Source organism: Paraburkholderia saeva, assembly GCF_907164555.1.
GTDB lineage: Bacteria > Pseudomonadota > Gammaproteobacteria > Burkholderiales > Burkholderiaceae > Paraburkholderia > Paraburkholderia saeva.
The window spans coordinates 257,689-277,682 of record NZ_CAJQZC010000002.1 but is presented as its reverse complement, the minus strand read 5'-3'; the positions used below and the strand labels follow the sequence as shown (position 1 = coordinate 277,682).

Here is a 19,994-nt window from a genome sequence, read left to right as displayed (position 1 = left end):
CGTTTGTGGTAACTCAATGCAGCATAAAGGATTTTGCCTGGTTTGACGAGTCGGCCGGCCGGCCAGGTGAGGGCGCGCGGGCTTGCGCAGCGCAATCCTTGCGCCTCGGTCAGGCGGCTTGTGTGCAGTGCGGAAAGGCACCCGCTGCGCTATAATCTCAGGGTTTTCCCATGCCCGGCAGGCGGGCGCCGAGCTTTCGGGTTACGGCTCGCGCACGTGGGGTCACGCAGTCCCCTCCAGCGTGGTGTGCTCTCCGTCTGGTGGCGTGTTTTCAGGGCGTCACGGCGCGATTTGCGCGCGTCGTCCCGGATCATCAGACAGCCTCAAGGGCCTGTACAGGCCGCGCTGCAAGGCACGCATTTCCCAGGGCAGTCATACAGGAATCCCTACATGGCCGAAGCACCTCCAACCGAGTATTTCATTCAGGGCATCACGTCGAAGGGAAGGAAGTTCCGTCCGAGCGACTGGTCGGAGCGGCTCGCCGGCGTCATGTCGTGTTTTGGTCCCGGCGCGAAAGGGCCAAACGCCCGCCTTCAGTACTCACTGTACGTACGTCCTACGCTGATTGGCGATCTCAAGGTTGTGATCCTCGATTCGCGCCTGCGCGACATCGAGCCGATGGCCTTTGATTTCGTCCTGAATTTCGCGAAAGACAATGATCTGGTCGTGACGGAGGCGTGCGAACTGCCGGCGCATCACGGCACGCAGCAGAAGACCGCAGAGAACGCGTAACAGCAGTGAGTAGCACTTCAGGCCTCGCTGGCGCGATAACGCGCGACAGCAGGCAAGGGCGCAAGGCCCGAGCGAACAAAAACCCGCCGAAGCGGGTTTTTTTACGTCAGTCACGCGCCGGATTGCGGCCGGGCAACGAGGTCCGCGCATTGGTTGGGCAGTAGACATTGTTCGCGCGCGAAAACAAAAAAGCCCGCCAGAGCGGGCTTTCATGACGCAGCGGAAACAGGAGGTAGCCCGCCGAAGCGAGCTGACCGGATTTACTGCGCTGCGGGCGCTTGCAGACCCTTGATGGCTGCAGCGAGGCGGCTCTTATGGCGAGCTGCCTTATTCTTGTGAACGATTTTCTTGTCGGCGATGATGTCGATGGTCTTCGACGATGCCTTGAAGAGTTCAGCGGCCTTGGCCTGGTCGCCGGCGTCGATCGCCTTGCGGACTGCCTTGATCGCGGTACGGAACTTCGAGCGCAGTGCCGAGTTGTGCGAGTTGGCCTTGGCGGCCTGGCGGGCGCGCTTGCGCGCTTGTGCGGTATTTGCCATGACGGTTCCTTATCCTGTTCCTGTTTCCAGTGCCAGCCTTCAAGTGGGTTGGCGCTGCTTTGATCCGAACCTCTGGAAGCGATTGCCCAGAGGCGCAAAAGAGTTCGACTGAGTCTGATCCGGTCCGACTTCAAGACCCGGACCCAGGACCGGCAGATACGCGAAAGTGACGAAAAGCGCACCTGCTTCGGTTCGGGCCTCGTTCACTCCGTTCGTATCATGCCGGGAAAGGCGCGATCCGACGGCCGAGCGAGCCTCGAAACCGGCGATTATAGCAACAAAATCAGGCATGTGGCAACGGAAACTGGCTATCGGCTCGCGTGCCGCGCCGGCGCTGGCCTGGCGGCGAAGGACATCCGCCACCTGCACACGGTTGCTGGCGCGTGTACGGCGAAAGCACTACCGCGTTCGGCCAGCCTGCGCGATGCCGGCGAAGCGCCAGCAATCCATCGACAACCCATCGGTGAACCGTCGCTCCACCGCGCCAGAACCACGCGAAAATCGCACATCAGGAGAATATTTCGCGAACGTCCCTCGCGGGAATCGGTCCGACTCGCGTTCCGGCTCGTCCTGTCGTCCGCTGATGTGAGCGACACCCGTATAATAAGCGCCCCATGAATCTATTCCGAGCCCTGTTGACGGTCAGCGGATTCACGCTGCTGTCGCGCGTGACCGGCCTGGCCCGCGAGACGTTGATCGCCCGAGCGTTCGGCGCCAGCCAGTTCACCGACGCGTTCTACGTCGCCTTCCGCATCCCTAACCTGCTGCGCCGTATTTCCGCCGAAGGCGCGTTTTCGCAGGCCTTCGTGCCGATCCTTGCCGAGTTCAAGAACCAGCAGGGCCACGACGCCACCAAGGCCCTCGTCGACGCGACATCGACCGTGCTCGCGTGGGCACTGGTCGTCCTGTCGGCGCTGGGGATCGCGGGCGCATCGTTCGTTGTGTACGTCGTTGCATCGGGACTCAGGGCCGACGGGCAGGCGTATCCGCTCGCCGTCGCGATGACGCGGATCATGTTCCCGTACATCATTTTCATTTCGCTGACGTCGCTGGCGTCGGCGGTGCTGAACACGTACAAGAACTTTTCCCTGCCCGCGTTTGCGCCAGTGCTGCTGAACGTCGCGTTCATCGTCGCGGCGGTGTTCGTCGCGCCGCACATGCAGACGCCGGTGTACGCGCTCGCGTGGGCCGTGATCGCAGGCGGCGTGCTGCAGTTTCTCGTGCAACTGCCTGGTCTGAAAAAGATCGACATGATGCCGCGCATCGGACTGAACCCGGTGCGTGCGCTCGCGCATCGCGGCGTGAAGCGCGTGCTCGCGAAAATGGTGCCGGCGATGTTCGCGGTGTCGGCGTCGCAGATCAGTCTCATCATCAACACGAACATCGCGTCGCATATCGGGCCGGGCGCTGTCTCGTGGATCAACTACGCCGACCGGCTGATGGAATTTCCGACGGCGCTGCTCGGCGTCGCGCTCGGCACGATCCTGTTGCCGAGTCTCTCGAAGGCGCACGTCGACGCCGACCCGCACGAATATTCGTCTCTGCTCGACTGGGGTCTGCGCGTCACGTTCCTGCTGGCCGCGCCAAGCGCCATCGCGCTCTTCTTCTTCGCCGAGCCGTTGACGGCCACGCTTTTCCACTATGGCAAGTTCGACGGCAATTCGGTCGTGATGGTGGGCCGCGCGCTGTCGGCGTATGGCGTGGGCCTCATCGGCCTGATTCTCATCAAGATTCTGGCGCCCGGTTTCTACGCGAAGCAGGACATCAAGACGCCGGTGAAAATCGCGGTGGGCGTGCTGATCGTCACGCAGTTGAGCAACTATGTGTTCGTGCCGATTTTCGCGCATGCGGGGCTCACGCTGAGCATCGGCCTCGGCTCGTGCGTGAACGCGACGCTGCTCTTCGTGATGCTGCGCCGCCGCGGCATATACATGCCGTCGAGCGGCTGGATGCGTTTCTTCGTGCAACTGCTCGGCGCGTGCCTCGTGATGGCGGGCGTCATGCACTGGTTCGCAATCAGTTTCGACTGGATCGGCATGCATGCCGAGCCGGTGCGCCGCATCGCGTTGCTGGGCGCGTGCCTCGTTCTGTTCGCCGCGCTATATTTCGGTATGCTCTGGCTGATGGGGTTCAAATACGCGTATTTCAGAAGGCGGGTGAAGTGATCACGACGACGCGGGTTCTCGACTATTTCAGCACGCTTGTAGCCGAAGACGACAGCCTGCCGCTCACTGAGGCGGCGCTGTCGCTGGCACAGGATGCTTACCCCGATCTCGATCTGACGGGCACGCTCGCCGAGATAGACGAACTGGTGCTGCGTCTGCGGCGCCGCATGCCGGAAGATGCCGATCTCAAGCAGAAAGTCGGCATCCTGAACCGGTTTTTCTTTCGCGAGCTGGGTTTCGCCAGCAATCTCAACGACTATTACGATCCCGACAACAGTCATCTGAACATGGTGCTGCGGCGTCGTCGCGGCATTCCGATTTCGCTCGCCGTGCTGTATCTGGAGATGGCGAGCCAGATCGGCGTGCCCGTGCGCGGCGTCTCGTTTCCTGGCCACTTCCTGCTGCGCGTGACGACGCCCGATGGTGACGTCATGCTCGATCCCACAACCGGGCATTCGCTGTCGGAATCGGAAATGGTCGAGATGCTGGAGCCGTATGTCGCGAAAGCCGGCGAATCGGTTGGCCGTGCGTTGCGTATGCTGCTGCAACCGGCCACGCGTCGCGAGATCATCGCGCGCATGCTGCGCAATCTGAAGAGCACGTACTTGCAGACCGAACGCTGGCAGCGGCTGCTCGCGGTGCAGCAGCGACTTGTGATCCTGCTGCCGGAAAGCATCGAGGAAGTGCGTGATCGCGGCTTCGCGTATGCGCGGCTCGATTACCTGCGCCCGGCGCTGGAAGATCTCGAACGCTATCTCGGCGATCGTCCGGATGCGGAAGACGCGACCGTCGTCGAATCGCAACTGCATGAGCTTCGCCAGCGCACACAACATAACGGTCACGACTGATAGAGCGGTTCGTGTTCTGCAACGACAGAAAAAACGCCTGCGATGAAAATCGCAGGCGTTTTTCTTTGCAGCGGACACGCGGCGTAAAACAGAACGCCGCGCGAGAACACTTACTTCGGTTGCATCCGGATCGCGCCGTCCAGCCGGATCACTTCGCCGTTGAGCATCGGGTTCTCGAGAATCTGCTTGACGAGCATCGCGTATTCCGCCGGTTTGCCGAGGCGAGGTGGGAACGGCACCATCGCGCCCAGCGCGTCCTGCACTTCCTGCGGCATGCCGAGTAGCATCGGCGTTTCGAAGATGCCCGGCGCAATCGTCATCACGCGGATCGCGTTGCGCGACAGGTCGCGCGCGATCGGCAGCGTCATGCCGACGACGCCGCTCTTCGAGGCCGCGTACGCTGCCTGACCGATCTGTCCGTCGAACGCGGCCACCGATGCCGTGTTGACGATGACACCGCGTTCGCCATTTGCGTTCGTCTCGTTCTTCGACATCGCCGCAGCCGCGAGGCGGATCATGTTGAACGTGCCGATCAGGTTGATCGAAATCGTCTTGACGAAGGAATCGAGTGGATGCGGGCCGTCCTTGCCGACCGTCTTGATGGCAGGCGCGACGCCCGCGCAGTTGATCAGGCCGCGCAGCGTGCCTGCCTGTGTGGCGGCAGCGACGGCCTGCGTGGCGTCGTCTTCCCGGCTCACGTCGCACTTCACGAACGTGCCGTTCAGTTCCTTCGCGAGCGCGTTGCCGGCGTCCACGTTCAGGTCGGCGAGTACCACCTTGCCGCCGTTTTCAACGATGAGGCGCGCCGTGGCCGCACCGAGACCCGATGCACCACCGGTGATGAGAAATACGTTGTCGCGAATGTCCATGACTGCTCCTGTTGTTCCGGCCGTCGACCGGTCGCATTGGTATGGGTTGACCGACGATTGTAGCCGCTGACAATTTTGTCGCAACCGTCCGGACGGGTGGTTGTCGGGTGGGACGTGTCCGTGGCGCAATAAAAAAACCCGCCATGAAGGCGGGTCTTGTTATGACGTGCGAACGCGCTTACTTCAGTGCGTCGAACACGCGTGCACGGATTTCGTCCACAGCGCCGAGGCCCGAGATGCGACGGTATGCCGGCGCCTTGAGACCGTTTTCGTCGCCGCGGCTTGCCCAGTCGTTGTAGTACTGGATCAGCGGCTTCGTCTGCGCGACATATACGTCGAGGCGCTTCTTGACCGTTTCTTCCTTGTCGTCGTCGCGCTGGATCAGCGGTTCGCCGGTGACGTCGTCGGTGTTCTCGACTTTCGGCGGATTGAACTTCACGTGATACGTGCGGCCCGACGCCGGATGCATGCGACGACCGCTCATGCGCACGATGATCTCGTCGAACGGAACGTCGATTTCCAGCACGTAGTCGATCGCGACGCCAGCCTGCTTCATGGCTTCAGCCTGCGGTAGCGTGCGCGGAAAACCGTCGAACAGATAGCCATTCGCGCAGTCCGGTTCGCGCAGACGTTCCTTCACGAGGTTGATGATGAGTTCATCGGTCACGAGTTCGCCTGCATCCATGAAGCGCTTCGCTTCAAGGCCGAGCGGCGTGCCAGCCTTGACGGCTGCGCGCAACATGTCACCCGTGGAAATCTGCGGGATGCCGAACTTTTCCTTGATGTAGTTTGCCTGGGTGCCTTTTCCCGCGCCGGGGGCGCCCAACAGGATCAAACGCATGCTGATATCTCCAGATCTATGTGAATTCTGTGGTGGCGCGACGCAGACGGAATGTCCGCAAAACTTCACTCAACGTGTTTCTGAAACCCGCGCGCAATGCGGCGGCACATCTCGCGCAGCGCGTCTCGAACGACGGCGCAGCAAGATTGCCAGCGGCACAAACGGGGGGAAACCCTGATGAAGTATGGCTCCGGGCGGCTCGCGCAACCGTCCGATTATGCCATGGGTTTTTACGCTCGCGACCCGAATAACGCCTGTACGCGAGCGAGATCGGCCGGTGTATCGACGCCGGGCAACGGCGCGTCCTGTGTGACGAGCACGGCAATGCGCTCGCCATGCCACATCGCGCGCAACTGTTCGAGCGCCTCGGCCTGCTCGATCGGCGAGAGCGTGAGCGTCGGATACGTGCGCAGGAATTTCGCGCGATACGCGTAGAGGCCGATGTGCCTGTAGACATGCGCGAGCGCAGGCGGCGCGGGCATCGTGGCGACATCGGGCCAGTGCGGCTGGTACGCGTCGCGCGCCCATGGAATCGGTGCACGCGAGAAGTAGAGCGCGACGCTTCGTGCGTCGAGCACAACCTTCACGACGTTCGGATTGAAGACTTCGGCCGGGTCGGTAATCGGGTGCGCCGCGGTGGCGATTGCGCAGCCGCGGCTCGCGGCCAGGTGCGACGCAACGCCGCGCACGAGCGCCGGGTCGATCAACGGCTCGTCGCCCTGCACGTTGACGACGATCGTCTCGTCGCTCCACGCAAAATGCGCGGCGACTTCTGCGAGCCGGTCCGTGCCCGACGGATGATCGGCACGCGTCAGGACCGCTTCGATTCCGTGTTCGCGCGCGACGTCGAGTACCGATTGCGCGTCCGATGCGATCAGCACCTGCTGCGCGCCCGATTCGAGCGCGCGTTCGGCCACGCGCACGACCATCGGCTTGCCGCCGATATCGGCGAGCGGCTTGTTCGGCAGACGCGTGGACGCGAGCCGCGCCGGCACAACGGCGATGAACGGCGGGGCAGCAGGACGGGCAGATTCAGTCATGGGACGGGCTTGACGGTTCGCGGGAGCCCGCTACGCATCCGGCGTTCATTGCTCGAAGCAGCAAACCGGAAGCGCGGGAAGACGGGCGGGATGAACAAGGCGGGAACAACGTTCGGATACGGACTGGCGGGAAGGGCGCCCGCAAGCGCCGCACTCCCAACGGCGCAGCTTACGCGTCCGATGCCGGACCGGCCGGGTCGACCAGCGTGCCTTCGACGGTTTGACGCGCTTCGTCGACGAGCATCACCGGAATGCCGTCGCGGATCGGGTAGGCCAGCTTGTCGGCGTTGCAGATCAGTTCCTGCGCGGCGCGATCGTAGCTGAGCGGGCCCTTGCAGATCGGGCAGACAAGAATTTCAAGCAGGCGAGCGTCCACGGACTTTCTCCACAACTAAAGCGATAAGGCGGTGATCCAGCGCGGCTTCAACCGGGACAACCCAGATCCGCGCATCATGCCAGGACCCCAATTTTACCGCATCCTTTTCCGTAATCAGGATGGCGTCGGCATCGACGTCGGCGAAAGGATTCGTGGTGTACGCGTAATGGTCGGGCAGTGCGCGCGTGGCGGGCGACAGACCGGCCGCGCGCAGCGTCGCGAAAAAGCGCTCCGGCGAGCCGATGCCGGCGGCGGCCAGCACGCGGTCGCCAGCGAACTGCGCGAGCGGACGGCGCAGCGCGGGACGCTCGAGATGCCATGCGTCGCCAGGTGTGAGCGCGAGCGCGAACGTTTCGGGCCACGCGGGCAACGTGCGGTCGTAGGGATTGTTGATGAGCGTTGCGTCGCGCTGGCGCGACAGCGGCTCGCGCAGCGGCCCGGCGGGAAGCAGGAAGCCGTTGCCGCCCAGCCGGTGATCGAAGACGACGAGTTCGAAGTTGCGTGCAAGCCGGTAATGCTGCAGGCCGTCGTCACTCACGATGATGTCGACGTCGGTGTGCGCCGAGCACAGCGCTTCGGCAGCGGCGACCCGATCGGGACAGACCCACACGGGCGCACCGGTGCGGCGCGCGATGAGGAGCGGCTCGTCGCCAGCGAGCTGCGCCGAAGAAGCCGGTGTGACCGGCGTGGGCCGCGTGATCTTCGCGCCGTAGCCCCGCGAGACGATGCCTGGCGTGAAGCCCGCGGAACGCAGGGCGTCGACGAGCGCGATCACCGTCGGCGTCTTGCCGGTTCCCCCGACGGTCACGTTGCCCACCACGATGACCGGTACCGCGATCCGCACGCTCCTGATCCAGCCGAGTGCGAACGCGGCGCGACGCGACGCGGCGATGGCGCCGAAGAGGCAGGCAAACGGCGTGAGCGCCCAGGCGAGCAGACCGCGACGCTGCCATTCCTGCGCGAGGCGCGCTTCGATCCGGGATTTCAGCCCGTTCATGGATGGATCGCCGCAACGGCGCGCATGACAGGCGAGGTATGCGAAAAGGACAAGGCTGGCAGCAACGCAGGTTCTCCGGGCGGTGAGTGAAACAGACAGCGGGCAGTCGATCGGGCCAGTACCACGCGGGGCGGCGAACTGGCGCAACCGGTAACAGCGAAAACAGCCCGGCGTTGGCCGGCGACAAGGCGCTTCGGGAAGCCGGCACTCTAGCGCGCGGGCGCCGTAAGCCGCAAGTCGGCTGGCGCAAAACGTGCCCACGAGCATCGTCAAAACGGGGGGGGCGGCGCCTGTGGATAACTTTGTGGAGAACCCGCCTTCCGCCGCCCGCAAAGGGCCGCCAGGCTCGCTGCCCTTCGGTACAGCTTACGCTTTGTGAGATATAAAACCCATAATAATCAAGGACATGATACGAACTCATGGGCTTCCTGGCGATGCTAACAAACCTCGGCGCACGATAGTTCGTCAATGTGGACACTTCCCACAATCTGCACGGTGCGCTGGACGCGAATGGCCAGTCGGTCTATCGTCTGTCCGGCCTGTCAAAACTCATTCCTCGCATGAATCCCGAAAGTCCTTTTGCGTCGTCGTCGCAGCCTGGCGGCGAGGTTGTCGTGCCGGTCTCCGCCCTGAACCGGGCGATCGGCACGATGCTCGAACGCTCGTTTCCGCTCGTCTGGGTGGCAGGCGAAGTCTCCAATTTCACGCGTGCCGCCAGCGGCCACTGGTACTTTTCGATCAAGGACGCGCAGGCGCAGATGCGCTGCGTGATGTTCCGCGGCCGCGCGCAGCACGCCGAATTCACGCCGCGCGAGGGCGACCGTATCGAAGTGCGCGCGCTGGTCACGATGTACGAGCCGCGTGGCGAACTGCAGCTGAACGTCGAAGCCGTGCGGCGCACGGGTCAGGGCCGTCTGTACGAAGCGTTCCTGAAGCTGAAGGCGCAACTCGAAGCAGAGGGCCTTTTCGCGCCCGAACGCAAGCGCGCACTGCCACCACATCCGCGCGCGATCGGCATTGTCACGTCATTGCAGGCCGCCGCGTTGCGCGATGTGCTGACGACGCTTCAGCGTCGCGCACCGCATATTCCGGTGATCGTCTACCCGGCGCCGGTGCAGGGCGCGGGCGTGAGCGCGAAGCTCGCGGCAATGGTCGAGACCGCGAACGCGCGGCGCGAAGTCGATGTGCTGATCGTGTGTCGCGGTGGCGGTTCGATCGAGGACCTGTGGGCGTTCAACGAAGAAGTGCTCGCGCGCGCGATCGCTGAAAGCGCGGTACCGGTGGTGAGTGGCGTCGGGCACGAAACCGACTTCACGATCGCCGATTTCGCCGCCGACGTGCGCGCGCCCACGCCGACGGGCGCGGCCGAACTCGTCAGCCCGCAGCGCGTGTTGCTGCTGCGCGATCTCGATCACCGGCACGCCACGCTCGCGCGGGGCTTCGGCCGCATGATGGAGCGCCGTGCGCAGCAACTCGACTGGCTCGCGCGCCGTCTCGTCTCGCCAGCCGAAAGGCTCGCGCGGCAACGCATGCACCTGCATCAGCTTTCCGTCAGGCTGGCTTCGGCGGGCGCGCGGCCGGTGCGTGACGCACGCGGACGCTTTTCCCTGCTACAGATGCGCTGGCAGCGCTGGCGCCCCGATCTCGTCTCGCATCATGCGAAGGTGGATGGGTTCGCGGAACGGCTGGAACGCGCGCGGCAACGTCTGCACGAGCGGCAGTCCGCCCGTGTCGCGACGCTCGGTGCGCGGCTCGAAGTGCTGAGCCCGCAGCGCACGCTCGAGCGTGGCTATGCCGCGTTGCTCGACGCGCAGAACGGTCGTGCGTTGCGCGCGCCCTCGGCGCTGAAGCCCGGCCGGCGGCTCACCGTGCATCTTGCCGAAGGCTCCGCCGATATCGCGCTTTCCGACGTGCAGCCGCGCCTTACTGAAGGCTTTTGATATCCGTACTTTTGACCTCGCACACGCGTTGCACGAGCATGTTTTACGCTGCATCTGCTGCGCGTTTGCGCGATTCCCGCCATAAAGACCGGCGGTTTGCACGGTTATTCCTGGTCGCCTACAATCGAGTGCTCTACAGCGTTATCCGCAGACTCCCCATAACACGATACAAGGAACGCAATCATGGAACATACGCTCCCGCCGCTGCCGTTCGCGAAGAACGCGCTCGCTCCGCACATGTCGGAAGAGACGCTTGAATTTCACTACGGCAAGCATCACCAGACCTATGTGACCAACCTGAACAAGCTGATTCCGGGCACCGAATTCGAGAACCTGCCGCTCGAAGAGATCGTCAAGAAGTCGTCGGGTGGCGTGTTCAACAACGCAGCGCAGATCTGGAATCACACGTTCTTCTGGAACAGCCTGTCGCCGCAAGGTGGTGGCGCGCCGACCGGCAAGCTCGCCGACGCGATCAACGCGAAGTGGGGTTCCTACGACAAGTTCAAGGAAGAGTTCACGAAGGTGGCAGTCGGCACGTTCGGCTCGGGCTGGGCATGGCTCGTGAAGAAAGCGGACGGTTCGCTCGATCTCGTGTCGACCAGCAACGCTGCAACCCCGCTCACGACGGACGCAAAGCCGCTGCTGACGATCGACGTGTGGGAACACGCGTACTACATCGACTATCGCAACGCACGTCCGAAGTTTGTCGAAGCGTACTGGAACATCGTGAACTGGGAATTCGCTTCGAAGAATTTCGCGTAAGCGGTTGGTGTTTCGACGCGATGAAGTCTGGCTACGGCAACAAGGTGTGGAGAGCGGGCAGCGTGCCCGGCCATCGACGCCTGAAGCCGTAGCCGACATGAAAAGCCCTCCGTGCGAGGGCTTTTTTGCGTCGATTGCGTGGTCCGATTCGCACGCGGCCGGGGCCGCTTTCAAGAATCGTCAAAAGTATCGACGTGGTTTAATGTGGCGATTGATCCTTCGAAGGGAATGTCATGCGAAGCGTCGCCATTCTTCTTCTTGTTCTGCTCACAGGTTGCGGAGCAACCGTCCATCCCACGCGAACGGCCAGCGGACGCGAAGGCGCCGCCATCTCGTGCGACGGCCTGCTGTCCACCTGGAAGCGATGTGAAAATGCTGCGGCGAAAACCTGTCCCCACGGATTTGACGTCATCGACCGTCAGGAAAAGAGAATTTACGTGGACACAGGCAGCTTCAAGGGCAGGAGCCTTGTGGTGAGCTGCAAGCCGTGACGATTTTCCCGATGGCGGCGCAGTGAGCCGGTATCAACCGGCGAGGAACGCGCTGTAGCGCTCCATATCGACATTCCCGCCACTCACGATCACACCGACCCGCTTACCCTTTAAGTGTGCCTTCATTTCGCGTGCCGCGGCAAAGCTGAGGCAACCGGTGGGCTCGACGACCATTTTCATACGCTCTGCGAAGAACCGCATGCACGCGATCAGTTGATCGTCCGTGGCCGTCAGGATGTCGGTGACGTCGCGCTTGATGATCGGGAACGTGTATTGGCCGAGATGCTGGGTCTGGGCGCCGTCCGCGATTGTCTTCGGTGTCTCGATGTGAACAATCGAACCGGAGCGGAACGATTGCTGTCCGTCATTGCCGGCTTCAGGTTCCACGCCGTAGATCTTGCAGTCCGGCGCAAGTTCGCGCGTCGCGAGCGCCGATCCAGCCAGCAATCCGCCGCCTCCAAGACAGACGAACAACGCATCGAGTGGCCCGACTTCTTCGATCAGTTCCCTGGCGGCTGTGCCCTGGCCTGCGATGACGTCCGGATGGTCGTAGGGCGGAATCAGCGTCATGCCCTGTTTGTCGGCAAGGTTGCGGCCGATCGCTTCGCGATCTTCCGTATAACGGTCGTAGGTCACGACGTTTCCGCCATAGCCTTTGGTCGCTGCGACTTTTGCGGCGGGCGCATCCAGCGGCATGATGATGGTCGCGGGAATGCCGAGCAGTTTCGCCGACAGCGCGATCGCCTGGGCGTGATTGCCGGACGAGAACGCCACAACGCCGGCGGCACGCTGCCGCTCGTCGAACTTCGACAATGCGTTCATCGCACCGCGGAACTTGAATGCGCCCATACGCTGGTAGTTTTCGCACTTGAAGAAAACTTCCGCGCCGATTTCATCGTTGGCAGTGCGCGAGGTCAGGACTGGTGTCCGGTTCGCCGTGCCTTCGATTCGCTTTGCCGCTGCGGCGACGTCCATGTAAGTCGGAAGAGTCAGCACGATGTGTCCATCCATGTTTCGGTGCGTCAGACGACGCGATTGTCGAGGCCCGTTACCACGGCCATGCGATTGCGGTGCCGGCACCTGACTGGCTGGCGCGATCAAAAAGCACGCGGGCAACGGTGAGATCCTGAAGGGCGATGCCCGTCATGTCGAAAATGGTGATGTCGTGGCGCTCGCGCTTGAACGCGGCACTCCCTGTCAGCAGATCGCCGAGTTCAATGCCCGGTGTGTCGGGTGCCCACTGCGTCTCGCCGATCTGGATCGCCTGCGTACGATCGTCGAAGAACAGGCGAGCGCGTTGCAGAAGGCCTTCAGGAAGCTCACGCTTTCCTGTGGTATCGGCGCCCACGCAGTTCAGATGGGTTCCGGGTTGCACCGCGTCCAGATCGAATAACGCGCCGCGGCCTGGCGTGGTGGTGATCACCACGTCGCTTTCCGCGACCGAAGCATTGCGATCAGACGAAAGCGCGATGTCGCAATGAGCGGAAAAGTGCGCCTCGAAAGCCGGATCGCGCTGACCCGCCGAGGTCACATAGCGGACTGCCTTCAGCGTCGGCATCAAACGGAGAGCGTAGGACAGCTGTGCCCGGGCTTGCACGCCAGTTCCAAACACGCAGGCGGTCGAACTGTCGGGACGGGCAAGTTGCAGCAGTCCCAAGCCACCGGCAGCGCCGGTGCGCAGGGTCGTGACCGCGTTGCCGTCGAGGATGCAGGTGGGACGCCCGGTAGCGGGGTCGATCAGCATGATGGTGGCCTGGTGAGTGTCGCCACCGAGTTGCCGGTTGCCAGGCCAGAGCCCTGCTGCCTTGAAGCCAAGCAGGTTTTGACTCGATACGTCGCCCGCCTTGATCCCGAATACGCCGCCCGTCGCAAGCGCCTGCCGGACGACCGGGAAAATGCGTCCTTCGCGTCTGCTGTGCAGCACGAATGCTTCGCGTACCGCTTCGAGCACATCGTCAGGAGAAGAGAGGGACTCGACGACGTCCCTGTCGAGCAATAGCAGTTGAGCGTTATCTGGCATCGTTGTACACCGTAGCGCGTGATACCCCTAGATGGAGCGCGACGATTTCCATCGCGCGGCGCACTTCCATGCTGCCCGACTCACGAAGTTCGCTCATGAGTGCGCGCCGCTCGGACGCTTTCAATGCGCGCGGCGTGGTTGCGAGCCGCGCGGCGAACTGGTCGATCCGCTGCCTGATTCCGTCGGCTCCCGGCGGGTCGAGCGACTCTTTCATGCCGCTGGTGTCACCGGTACTGACGAACTGACCGAGCATGTTCTGCAACGTGCCAAAGAGCGTGAGATCGACGTTGAGGCACAGCGCCGCCACGTAACGACCGCCAGAATCCTTGATGCCGATTGACGTGCTTTTTACCTGTCGTCCGTCAGCGAACTGGTTTGCGTAGTTCGCGATGACCTGCGGACAGGTTTTGTCCGCAATGCGCGCGAGACCCAGCTCGGTGGTGGGATCGCCTTCTTCCCGGCCAGACAGGTTGTTGTGGATCGCGACGATCGAATGGTCGGCATGCAGCAGATCGTGAACAACGACCTCGCAGAAGGGCGCAAAGGTCTCCGCCAACCCCTGCGCGACCTGCTTCAGTTGTTCAACGAGGACCTGCTGTTCCCGGGATGGCTTTGGCATATGGACAGAATATCTATTATTATAATTTATGTCAATTTCGGGGCCTGGAGGGCGCAGGTCCGATTGCGACGGAAAGCGTTCAGCGCTATCGTTCGCGACGAAACGCGTGCCCGAAACGTCCATCCGTACCGGGAGCCAGATCGACATGGACCATCAAGACGACGACCTCAAGCATTTCGAAGCGCATGGCGCCGCGCCGCTGCCCGTCACACGCGACGAGGGCTATGTAGACAACGACGGCGCCCGCATCTGGCATGCGGCCTGGGGTGCCGGCCCACCGGTGATCCTGCTGCACGGCGGCCTGGGTCACAGCGGCAACTGGGGTTATCAGGTGCCCGCGCTGGTCGGCGCCGGTCATCGCGTCGTGGTGATCGACAGCCGCGGCCACGGACGCAGCACGCGCGACACGAAGCCGTACATGTACGAGCGGATGGCGACAGACGTGCTCGCCGTGATGGACGCACTGCGGCTCGAAAAAGCGGCCGTGGTGGGATGGAGCGACGGCGCGTGCACTGCGTTGATCCTCGGCATGCAGGCGCCCGAACGGGTGGCGGGTGCATTTTTCTTCGGCTGCAACATGGACCCCAGCGGGACGAAGGAATTCGTGCCCACGCCAGTCATCGACCGCTGCTTCGGACGACATCGAAGAGACTATGAAAACCTCTCGCCGACGCCCGATGCGTTCGACGACTTTGTCGGCGCGGTGAGCGAAATGATGCGCACGCAGCCGAACTATGCCGCGAACGATCTCGCGAAAATCCGCGTTCCTGTAGCGATCGTGCAAAGCGAGCACGATGAATTCATCAAGCCGGAACACGCGGACTATCTCGCGCGCAGCATCCCCGGCGCGGCGCTTTTGAAGCTGCCGGGCGTGAGCCATTTCGCGCCGCTGCAAAGACCGGCGGTGTTCAATGACGCAATACTGAAGTTCGTCGACAAGGTGCTTCCATAAAAAAACGGGCGACACGTTCGTGCCGCCCGCGTGAAGCCTTCCCGCAATACCGCATCCGTTACCGGACTTTTCCTGCCTTCCACGCTGCGAGCCGCTCCAGAAAGCTTGGGATGCGCGTTTGCCGATGGGGGCGGGCCGTTGGCGCGATGGGGAGGTCGGGAGAGCGACGGAGGGAGCGTGGTGAGCACGGCGCGGGCGGCGCACGAAAGGCATCAACGAAAACGCCCTCGTTGCGAGGGCGCTTGCGTTGCATTGGGAGCGTTGACGTCTCCGATGCCTGAAAACGTGTCTCAGTCTTATACAGCCCGACCCAGCGCTTCGACATATTCCTGCGTGGAGCGCACATGGCCCATGAGGCGGAACACACCGTTGACACAGTTCTGATGCGCCTCGGCGCTCATGGTCGACATCGCATCTTCGATGAAAACGAGGTCATAGCCCTGATCAAACGCGGCGCGCGCGGTCGATTCCACGCCGATGTGTGTCGCGATGCCAGCCATGACGATCGTGCGAATGCCGCGGCGGCGCAGTTGCTGTTCGAGATCGGTGCCGTAGAACGCGCCCCACTGACGCTTCGTGACCACCAGATCGCCCGCTTGCACCCCCGCCTCGGGCACGAGTTCCGACGCGATCGCCGGAGGTGGCGGCGCGTTCGAAGCCTGCGGCGCGGCGTCCGTGATGCGCTGGAGCAACTCGGTGAGCAGCACGCGGACAAACACGACCGTGCCGCCTGCTGCGCGCGTTGCTTCTGCCAGACGCACGGCGTTCTCGACGACCTGACTGCCTGAATACGGCGCCAGTTCGCGCCCGACGATGCCGTGCTGCAGGTCGATCAGCACCAGTGCGGTGGTTTTCGGATCAAGTGAAAGTGCTTGCGTCATATGTCGCCTTTATGTGAGGATGGCCTCATATAATCATACGCTTCAAATGTGAGAATGTCCTCAACTCTGTCCGGATCGGCGCGCCGTGTGCCACAGCAGGAGCGCGCCGCGCGGCGCGTCGACGCGCTGCTCGAAGCGGCGGGCGCCGCCATCGCGGAGCGTGGTTTCGAAGCTGTCACGATGACGGAAATCGCGGAGCGCGCGGGCGCTTCGATCGGTGCGCTATACCAGTACTTTCCGAACAAGGACGCGCTCGTTTTCGCGCTGCGCACGCGCTATGCCGGGGAAATGGAAGCGCGCTGGACGGCGCTCAGCGTCGCGGCCGAAGAATGGACCGTGCCTGAACTCGTCGACGGCCTCTTCGACATGATGACGTCGTTCATGACGACGCATCCCGCGTATTTTCCGCTGCTGTCGGTGTCGCTGAATTTCCGGCGCGATGCGGCGGCACGCGACCGGCTGCGCCGCAGCTTTGCCGAGCTGTTCCAGCGCTATCAGCCGGCGCTTTCTGACGACGAGGCGTTTCGTATCGCCGAAGTCACGCTGCAGGTGGTGAAAAGCATGAATCCGCTGTATGCCGTTGCGAAGGCAAAAGAGCGCAAGCGGCTGCTCGTCGAATACCGGGCGGTCGTTGCGTCGTATCTGGGCGCGCGGCTCGCTCCGGCTTTTGCCGCCGCTCAGCCAGCCGCGCGTCGCTGATCGATTACATGTCGTTGCGCGCCGGCGCGACGGGCAGCGCTGTTCGCGTCGTCAGTACGTCGTCGATCAGGCCGTAGTGCTTCGCGCCTTCGGCGGACATGAAATTGTCGCGGTCGGTGTCCTTTTCGATCTGACCGACGCTCTGGCCGGTGCGCTCCGCCAGCACCGCGTTGAGACGCTCGCGCAGATACAGCACTTCCCTCGCCTGAATCTCGACGTCGGCCGCGGTGCCCTGGCTGCCGCCCGACGGCTGGTGAATCATGATGCGCGCGTTCGGCAGCGCGTAGCGCTTGCCGCGTTCACCGGCGGCGAGCAGGAACGTCCCCATGCTTGCCGCGAAGCCGGTACACAACGTCGAGACGTCCGGTTTGATGAACTGCATCGTGTCGTAGATCGCGAGACCGTCGTACACCGAGCCGCCCGGCGAGTTGATGTAAAACGAAATATCCTTGTCAGGGTTCTCGGATTCGAGAAACAGCAACTGCGCGACGATCAGGCTTGCGGACTGTTCGTTCACCGGCCCGACGAGAAACACGATCCGCTCGCGCAGAAGGCGGGAATAGATGTCGTAGGCGCGCTCTCCACGGCCGGACTGTTCAATGACGGTCGGCACAAGGCCAAGACCGGAAAACGATGGGGCAGGCGGATATGACATGCATTCCTCTCGCGATGGTGGACAGAAACGGCGCAGAACACGCGATGCGCCGAAGGCTGTCGGGATGACGCAGGAGCCGCACGGCGCGTGACAGAATTTATTTTTGCGAGGCGCTGTCACACCTTTGCCCGCTGGTTCGTCCACGAAGAACGGGGGCGCATTGCAGGCGCCGAGGTGTTTTCTCCATGTTGACGGAGCATCACGCATGACGAAAGACGAAATGGACAAGGTCGCGACGTTCGCGGCATCCCGTGGAAAACTGATCTCACTCGCGTACCGGATGCTCGGCAGTCGCGCCGAAGCCGAGGATGTCGTGCAGGACGCGTGGCTCAGGTGGCATCTCGCCGACGCCAGCACTGTTCGCACGCCCGCAGCGTGGCTCACGACGATCACCGTGCGTCTTGCGATCGATCGTCTGCGGCATCTGCGCATGGAGCGCCAGTCGCGCGCGGCTGGCTGGCTGCCGGAGCCGTGGCTCGACGGCATCGCGCCATCGGCGGAAGACGAGGCGTTGCGCGCGTCGGCGATGTCATATGGGCTGTTGTTGCTGCTCGAACGGCTGACGCCCGACGAGCGCGCGGCCTTCGTGCTGCACGAAGCGTTCGATTGCGGCTATGCCGACATCGCACAGATGATCGGCAAGTCGGTGGCGAACTGCCGGCAGATCGTCCATCGCGCGAAAACGCGGCTGCGGCGCGAAGGCGACGGGCATCGTACAGGCGACAGGTCGAAGCCAGCCGTCGATCCGTCCGCACATGCGCAGGTGGTCGAGCGGCTGCGCGCGGCGATCGAGGCGCAGGATCGTGCACAGTTGTTGCGTCTCTTCACGGAAGACGCGGTCGTTTTGAGCGATGCGGAAGAAGTCGGGACGGGCGCGGCGATTGCATCGGCGCGTTGGGTGGATCCGGTGTCGTCGTCCGTACATGCGGCCGAGGCAGTGACGATCAACGGCGCGGCAAGCGTCGCGCTGCTCTCGGCGGATGGCGCGATTGCCGGGCTTGTGGACGTCGTGTGCGCGCACGACGGACGCATTGCGCGCCTCCACGTCGTGACGTCGGTGGGGCACCTTCGTGCGGTGAACGACGCGTGGGGTGCGCGCGCGGTGGCGTGTCTGTTGAAGCGCATCGCCCGCACTGAGCCGGTGACGTGCTGAATGACTCGACTCGCCTGCGGGCGGTTGCATCGTCCAGCGGCGTTGGCTCGCTTAATTCCGGTGCGCGGCGACTTCCCAGTTGATGTCGACGCACAGCACCTGCAACCCGCGCGCCGTTTCCGCGGCGATCGAAGCCGTGACGCACAGGTGCGCCTCGTTGATCGACAGGTACGGTGGCGTCAGTTGCACCTGGCCCGGCTCGCGGACGGCCGCGATGAAATAGGGCCGGCGTTCCCAGCTCGCGCCTTCTGAATGCAGCAGCGGACGGAAGCGCTTCGCACGCTGCGAGGCACGTCCCGGCGGCAGGACGTTGTCGCCGATCTGGCGACCCGACGCATCCAGCAGGAAGCAACGCGCAGTCTCGCCGAGCGCGAGCAGCGGCGTCGTCGCGTGCGTGACGGTTTCGCCGGCGGAAAGCTGGGCGCTCGCCGCCTCCAGCGCCTTGACGTACGGCGCAAGGCGCGCAACCTGCGCATGCTCGCGCGCCGCGACACGTTCGCGAAGTGCGGCCGAAAGCGCGTCCATCAGGCCGGCCGCGGCTTGCGGTTTCACCGGATCGACGCTCGGGCCCGCGAAATAGGCGCCCTGCACGAAGTCGACGTTGCATTCGAGCGCGATCAGCGCGTCACGTTCGGTGGAAAGGCCGCCCATCAGCACCAGCTGCCCGGATTCGTGCAGCATCGAAACGAGGCCCGGCAGCACGCGTTCGATATGCGAATGCTCGCTCGCCTGCGCAAGAATGCAGCGGTCGAGCGTGACGATGTCGGGGCGCAGCTGCCACACGCGGTCGATGTTCGAATGCTTCGCGCCGAAGCCATCCAGCGCGATCAGGAAGCCTGACTTGCGCAGCGCGTCGATGATTTCGGAGAAGCGCGTGGTCTCGCCACCGGCCTGTTCCGACACTTCGAGCACCACGCGCTGCGGCGGCAGGCCAAGCGCCTTCAGGCCGGCGAGCAGGGCGTCGCCGTAGCTCGTGTCCATCAGCGCTGCAGGATGCAGGCTCAGGAAAAGCCACTCGTCGTGGCTGTCGAACGCGTTGAAATTGCCGAGATGCAGCGATTCCGCGAGCCGGCCCAGCTCCAGCAGGTCGCCGCGCCGCGCCGCCTGCGTGAAGACCTCGTGCGAGGGGACATGGCGCGCCTGTTCGTCGCGTGCGCGCAGCGACGCGTGATAGCCGATCGCGCGGCGGTGCGACACCGAAAACACCGGCTGGAACACGCTGAAGACGGTATAGCCACCGTACAGGACGGTCCGACGCGCGCCTTCGTCGCCCGCCATCGGACGCGGCGGCTGGAAGCCGGGGGGATCGAGGTCGATCATGCTCATCATATCGGTCGTGTAGTGATCAGCCGCTGGGTAGAGCCCACCGAAAATGCAAGTTTACAGGATAGGCCAGCAAGAAGCATGCGCATGGC

Annotated in this window: 21 protein-coding genes; 9 read left to right on the top strand and 12 right to left on the bottom strand. The window is 63.4% G+C overall.

Going from position 1 to position 19,994, the window contains the following annotated elements; translation table 11 throughout:
• Nucleotides 1-390 precede the first annotated feature (390 nt).
• Complete coding sequence (locus LPA36_RS05445) at nt 391-732, top strand: DUF3579 domain-containing protein (protein ID WP_228875117.1); 342 nt, start codon at nt 391-393, stop codon at nt 730-732.
• Nucleotides 733-992: 260 nt separating this feature from the next.
• On the opposite strand, the gene rpsT is transcribed toward LPA36_RS05445, so the two are convergent.
• Nucleotides 993-1,271, bottom strand: coding sequence for a 30S ribosomal protein S20 (gene rpsT / locus LPA36_RS05440; protein ID WP_090528310.1), 279 nt, complete (start codon nt 1,269-1,271; stop codon nt 993-995).
• A gap of 614 nt (nt 1,272-1,885) precedes the next feature.
• On the opposite strand from rpsT, the gene murJ reads away from it, so the two are divergent.
• Complete coding sequence (gene murJ / locus LPA36_RS05435) at nt 1,886-3,436, top strand: murein biosynthesis integral membrane protein MurJ (RefSeq protein ID WP_228875116.1); 1,551 nt, start codon at nt 1,886-1,888, stop codon at nt 3,434-3,436.
• Entirely contained in the window at nt 3,433-4,284 is an 852-nt protein-coding gene (locus LPA36_RS05430; RefSeq protein WP_228875115.1) for a SirB1 family protein, read from the top strand. The genes murJ and LPA36_RS05430 overlap by 4 nt, the downstream gene beginning before the upstream one ends.
• A 110-nt stretch (nt 4,285-4,394) precedes the next feature.
• Here the strand turns inward: LPA36_RS05430 and LPA36_RS05425 are convergent, their stop codons facing one another.
• From LPA36_RS05425 to lpxK, 5 genes are all read right to left on the bottom strand, one after another.
• A complete protein-coding gene (locus LPA36_RS05425; protein WP_228875114.1) occupies nt 4,395-5,153 on the bottom strand; it encodes a 3-hydroxyacyl-CoA dehydrogenase in 759 nt (252 codons plus the stop codon).
• 178 nt (nt 5,154-5,331) lie between these two features.
• Nucleotides 5,332-5,994, bottom strand: a complete 663-nt coding sequence (gene adk, locus LPA36_RS05420) for an adenylate kinase (protein ID WP_228875113.1) — start codon at nt 5,992-5,994, stop codon at nt 5,332-5,334.
• A gap of 230 nt (nt 5,995-6,224) precedes the next feature.
• Nucleotides 6,225-7,034 (bottom strand): 3-deoxy-manno-octulosonate cytidylyltransferase, encoded by an 810-nt coding sequence (kdsB, locus tag LPA36_RS05415; RefSeq protein ID WP_228875112.1) that lies wholly within the window; start codon nt 7,032-7,034, stop codon nt 6,225-6,227.
• 169 nt (nt 7,035-7,203) lie between these two features.
• On the bottom strand, nt 7,204-7,410 hold the full coding sequence (locus LPA36_RS05410; RefSeq protein WP_228875111.1) for a Trm112 family protein: 207 nt from the start codon (nt 7,408-7,410) through the stop codon (nt 7,204-7,206).
• The gene (lpxK, locus tag LPA36_RS05405) at nt 7,391-8,407 is read right to left on the bottom strand and encodes a tetraacyldisaccharide 4'-kinase (RefSeq protein ID WP_228875110.1); all 1,017 of its coding nucleotides are present in this window, start codon (nt 8,405-8,407) and stop codon (nt 7,391-7,393) included. The genes LPA36_RS05410 and lpxK overlap by 20 nt, the downstream gene beginning before the upstream one ends.
• A 560-nt stretch (nt 8,408-8,967) precedes the next feature.
• Here lpxK and xseA point away from each other — a divergent pair.
• The 3 genes from xseA to LPA36_RS05390 all read left to right on the top strand — a co-directional run bounded on the left by xseA (nt 8,968) and on the right by LPA36_RS05390 (nt 11,600).
• Nucleotides 8,968-10,347: an exodeoxyribonuclease VII large subunit gene (gene xseA / locus LPA36_RS05400; protein ID WP_228875623.1), complete on the top strand. Its 1,380-nt coding sequence runs from the start codon at nt 8,968-8,970 to the stop codon at nt 10,345-10,347.
• A 183-nt stretch (nt 10,348-10,530) separates the two neighbouring features.
• Nucleotides 10,531-11,109 carry a superoxide dismutase gene (gene sodB, locus LPA36_RS05395; RefSeq protein ID WP_228875109.1) on the top strand — a complete coding sequence of 193 codons (579 nt, stop codon included), beginning with the start codon at nt 10,531-10,533 and terminating at the stop codon, nt 11,107-11,109.
• Nucleotides 11,110-11,342: 233 nt separating this feature from the next.
• Nucleotides 11,343-11,600, top strand: a complete 258-nt coding sequence (locus tag LPA36_RS05390; RefSeq protein WP_228875108.1) for a hypothetical protein — start codon at nt 11,343-11,345, stop codon at nt 11,598-11,600.
• A gap of 33 nt (nt 11,601-11,633) precedes the next feature.
• Here LPA36_RS05390 and LPA36_RS05385 read toward each other — a convergent pair whose 3' ends face one another.
• Genes LPA36_RS05385 through LPA36_RS05375 form a run of 3 tightly spaced genes read right to left on the bottom strand, consistent with a single transcriptional unit; the run spans nt 11,634 to nt 14,239 of the window.
• Nucleotides 11,634-12,611 carry a threo-3-hydroxy-L-aspartate ammonia-lyase gene (locus LPA36_RS05385; protein WP_407674215.1) on the bottom strand — a complete coding sequence of 326 codons (978 nt, stop codon included), beginning with the start codon at nt 12,609-12,611 and terminating at the stop codon, nt 11,634-11,636.
• Nucleotides 12,612-12,648: 37 nt separating this feature from the next.
• Complete coding sequence (locus LPA36_RS05380) at nt 12,649-13,620, bottom strand: ornithine cyclodeaminase family protein (RefSeq protein ID WP_228875107.1); 972 nt, start codon at nt 13,618-13,620, stop codon at nt 12,649-12,651.
• The gene (locus LPA36_RS05375; protein WP_228875621.1) at nt 13,610-14,239 is read right to left on the bottom strand and encodes a helix-turn-helix transcriptional regulator; all 630 of its coding nucleotides are present in this window, start codon (nt 14,237-14,239) and stop codon (nt 13,610-13,612) included. Before LPA36_RS05375 ends, LPA36_RS05380 begins: the two co-directional genes overlap by 11 nt.
• Nucleotides 14,240-14,384: 145 nt before the next feature.
• Between LPA36_RS05375 and LPA36_RS05370 the strand changes: the two genes are divergently transcribed.
• The gene (locus tag LPA36_RS05370) at nt 14,385-15,191 is read left to right on the top strand and encodes an alpha/beta fold hydrolase (RefSeq protein ID WP_228875106.1); all 807 of its coding nucleotides are present in this window, start codon (nt 14,385-14,387) and stop codon (nt 15,189-15,191) included.
• A gap of 296 nt (nt 15,192-15,487) precedes the next feature.
• On the opposite strand, the gene LPA36_RS05365 is transcribed toward LPA36_RS05370, so the two are convergent.
• Nucleotides 15,488-16,072: an isochorismatase family protein gene (locus tag LPA36_RS05365; protein WP_228875105.1), complete on the bottom strand. Its 585-nt coding sequence runs from the start codon at nt 16,070-16,072 to the stop codon at nt 15,488-15,490.
• A 54-nt stretch (nt 16,073-16,126) separates the two neighbouring features.
• Between LPA36_RS05365 and LPA36_RS05360 the strand changes: the two genes are divergently transcribed.
• The gene (locus tag LPA36_RS05360; RefSeq protein ID WP_228875104.1) at nt 16,127-16,771 is read left to right on the top strand and encodes a TetR/AcrR family transcriptional regulator; all 645 of its coding nucleotides are present in this window, start codon (nt 16,127-16,129) and stop codon (nt 16,769-16,771) included.
• Nucleotides 16,772-16,775: 4 nt separating this feature from the next.
• Here LPA36_RS05360 and clpP read toward each other — a convergent pair whose 3' ends face one another.
• On the bottom strand, nt 16,776-17,426 hold the full coding sequence (gene clpP / locus LPA36_RS05355; RefSeq protein WP_228875103.1) for an ATP-dependent Clp endopeptidase proteolytic subunit ClpP: 651 nt from the start codon (nt 17,424-17,426) through the stop codon (nt 16,776-16,778).
• 205 nt (nt 17,427-17,631) lie between these two features.
• Between clpP and LPA36_RS05350 the strand changes: the two genes are divergently transcribed.
• Nucleotides 17,632-18,579, top strand: a complete 948-nt coding sequence (locus LPA36_RS05350) for a sigma-70 family RNA polymerase sigma factor (protein WP_228875102.1) — start codon at nt 17,632-17,634, stop codon at nt 18,577-18,579.
• A gap of 51 nt (nt 18,580-18,630) precedes the next feature.
• Here the strand turns inward: LPA36_RS05350 and LPA36_RS05345 are convergent, their stop codons facing one another.
• Nucleotides 18,631-19,905 (bottom strand): EAL domain-containing protein, encoded by a 1,275-nt coding sequence (locus LPA36_RS05345; protein ID WP_228875620.1) that lies wholly within the window; start codon nt 19,903-19,905, stop codon nt 18,631-18,633.
• Nucleotides 19,906-19,994: the final 89 nt, after the last annotated feature.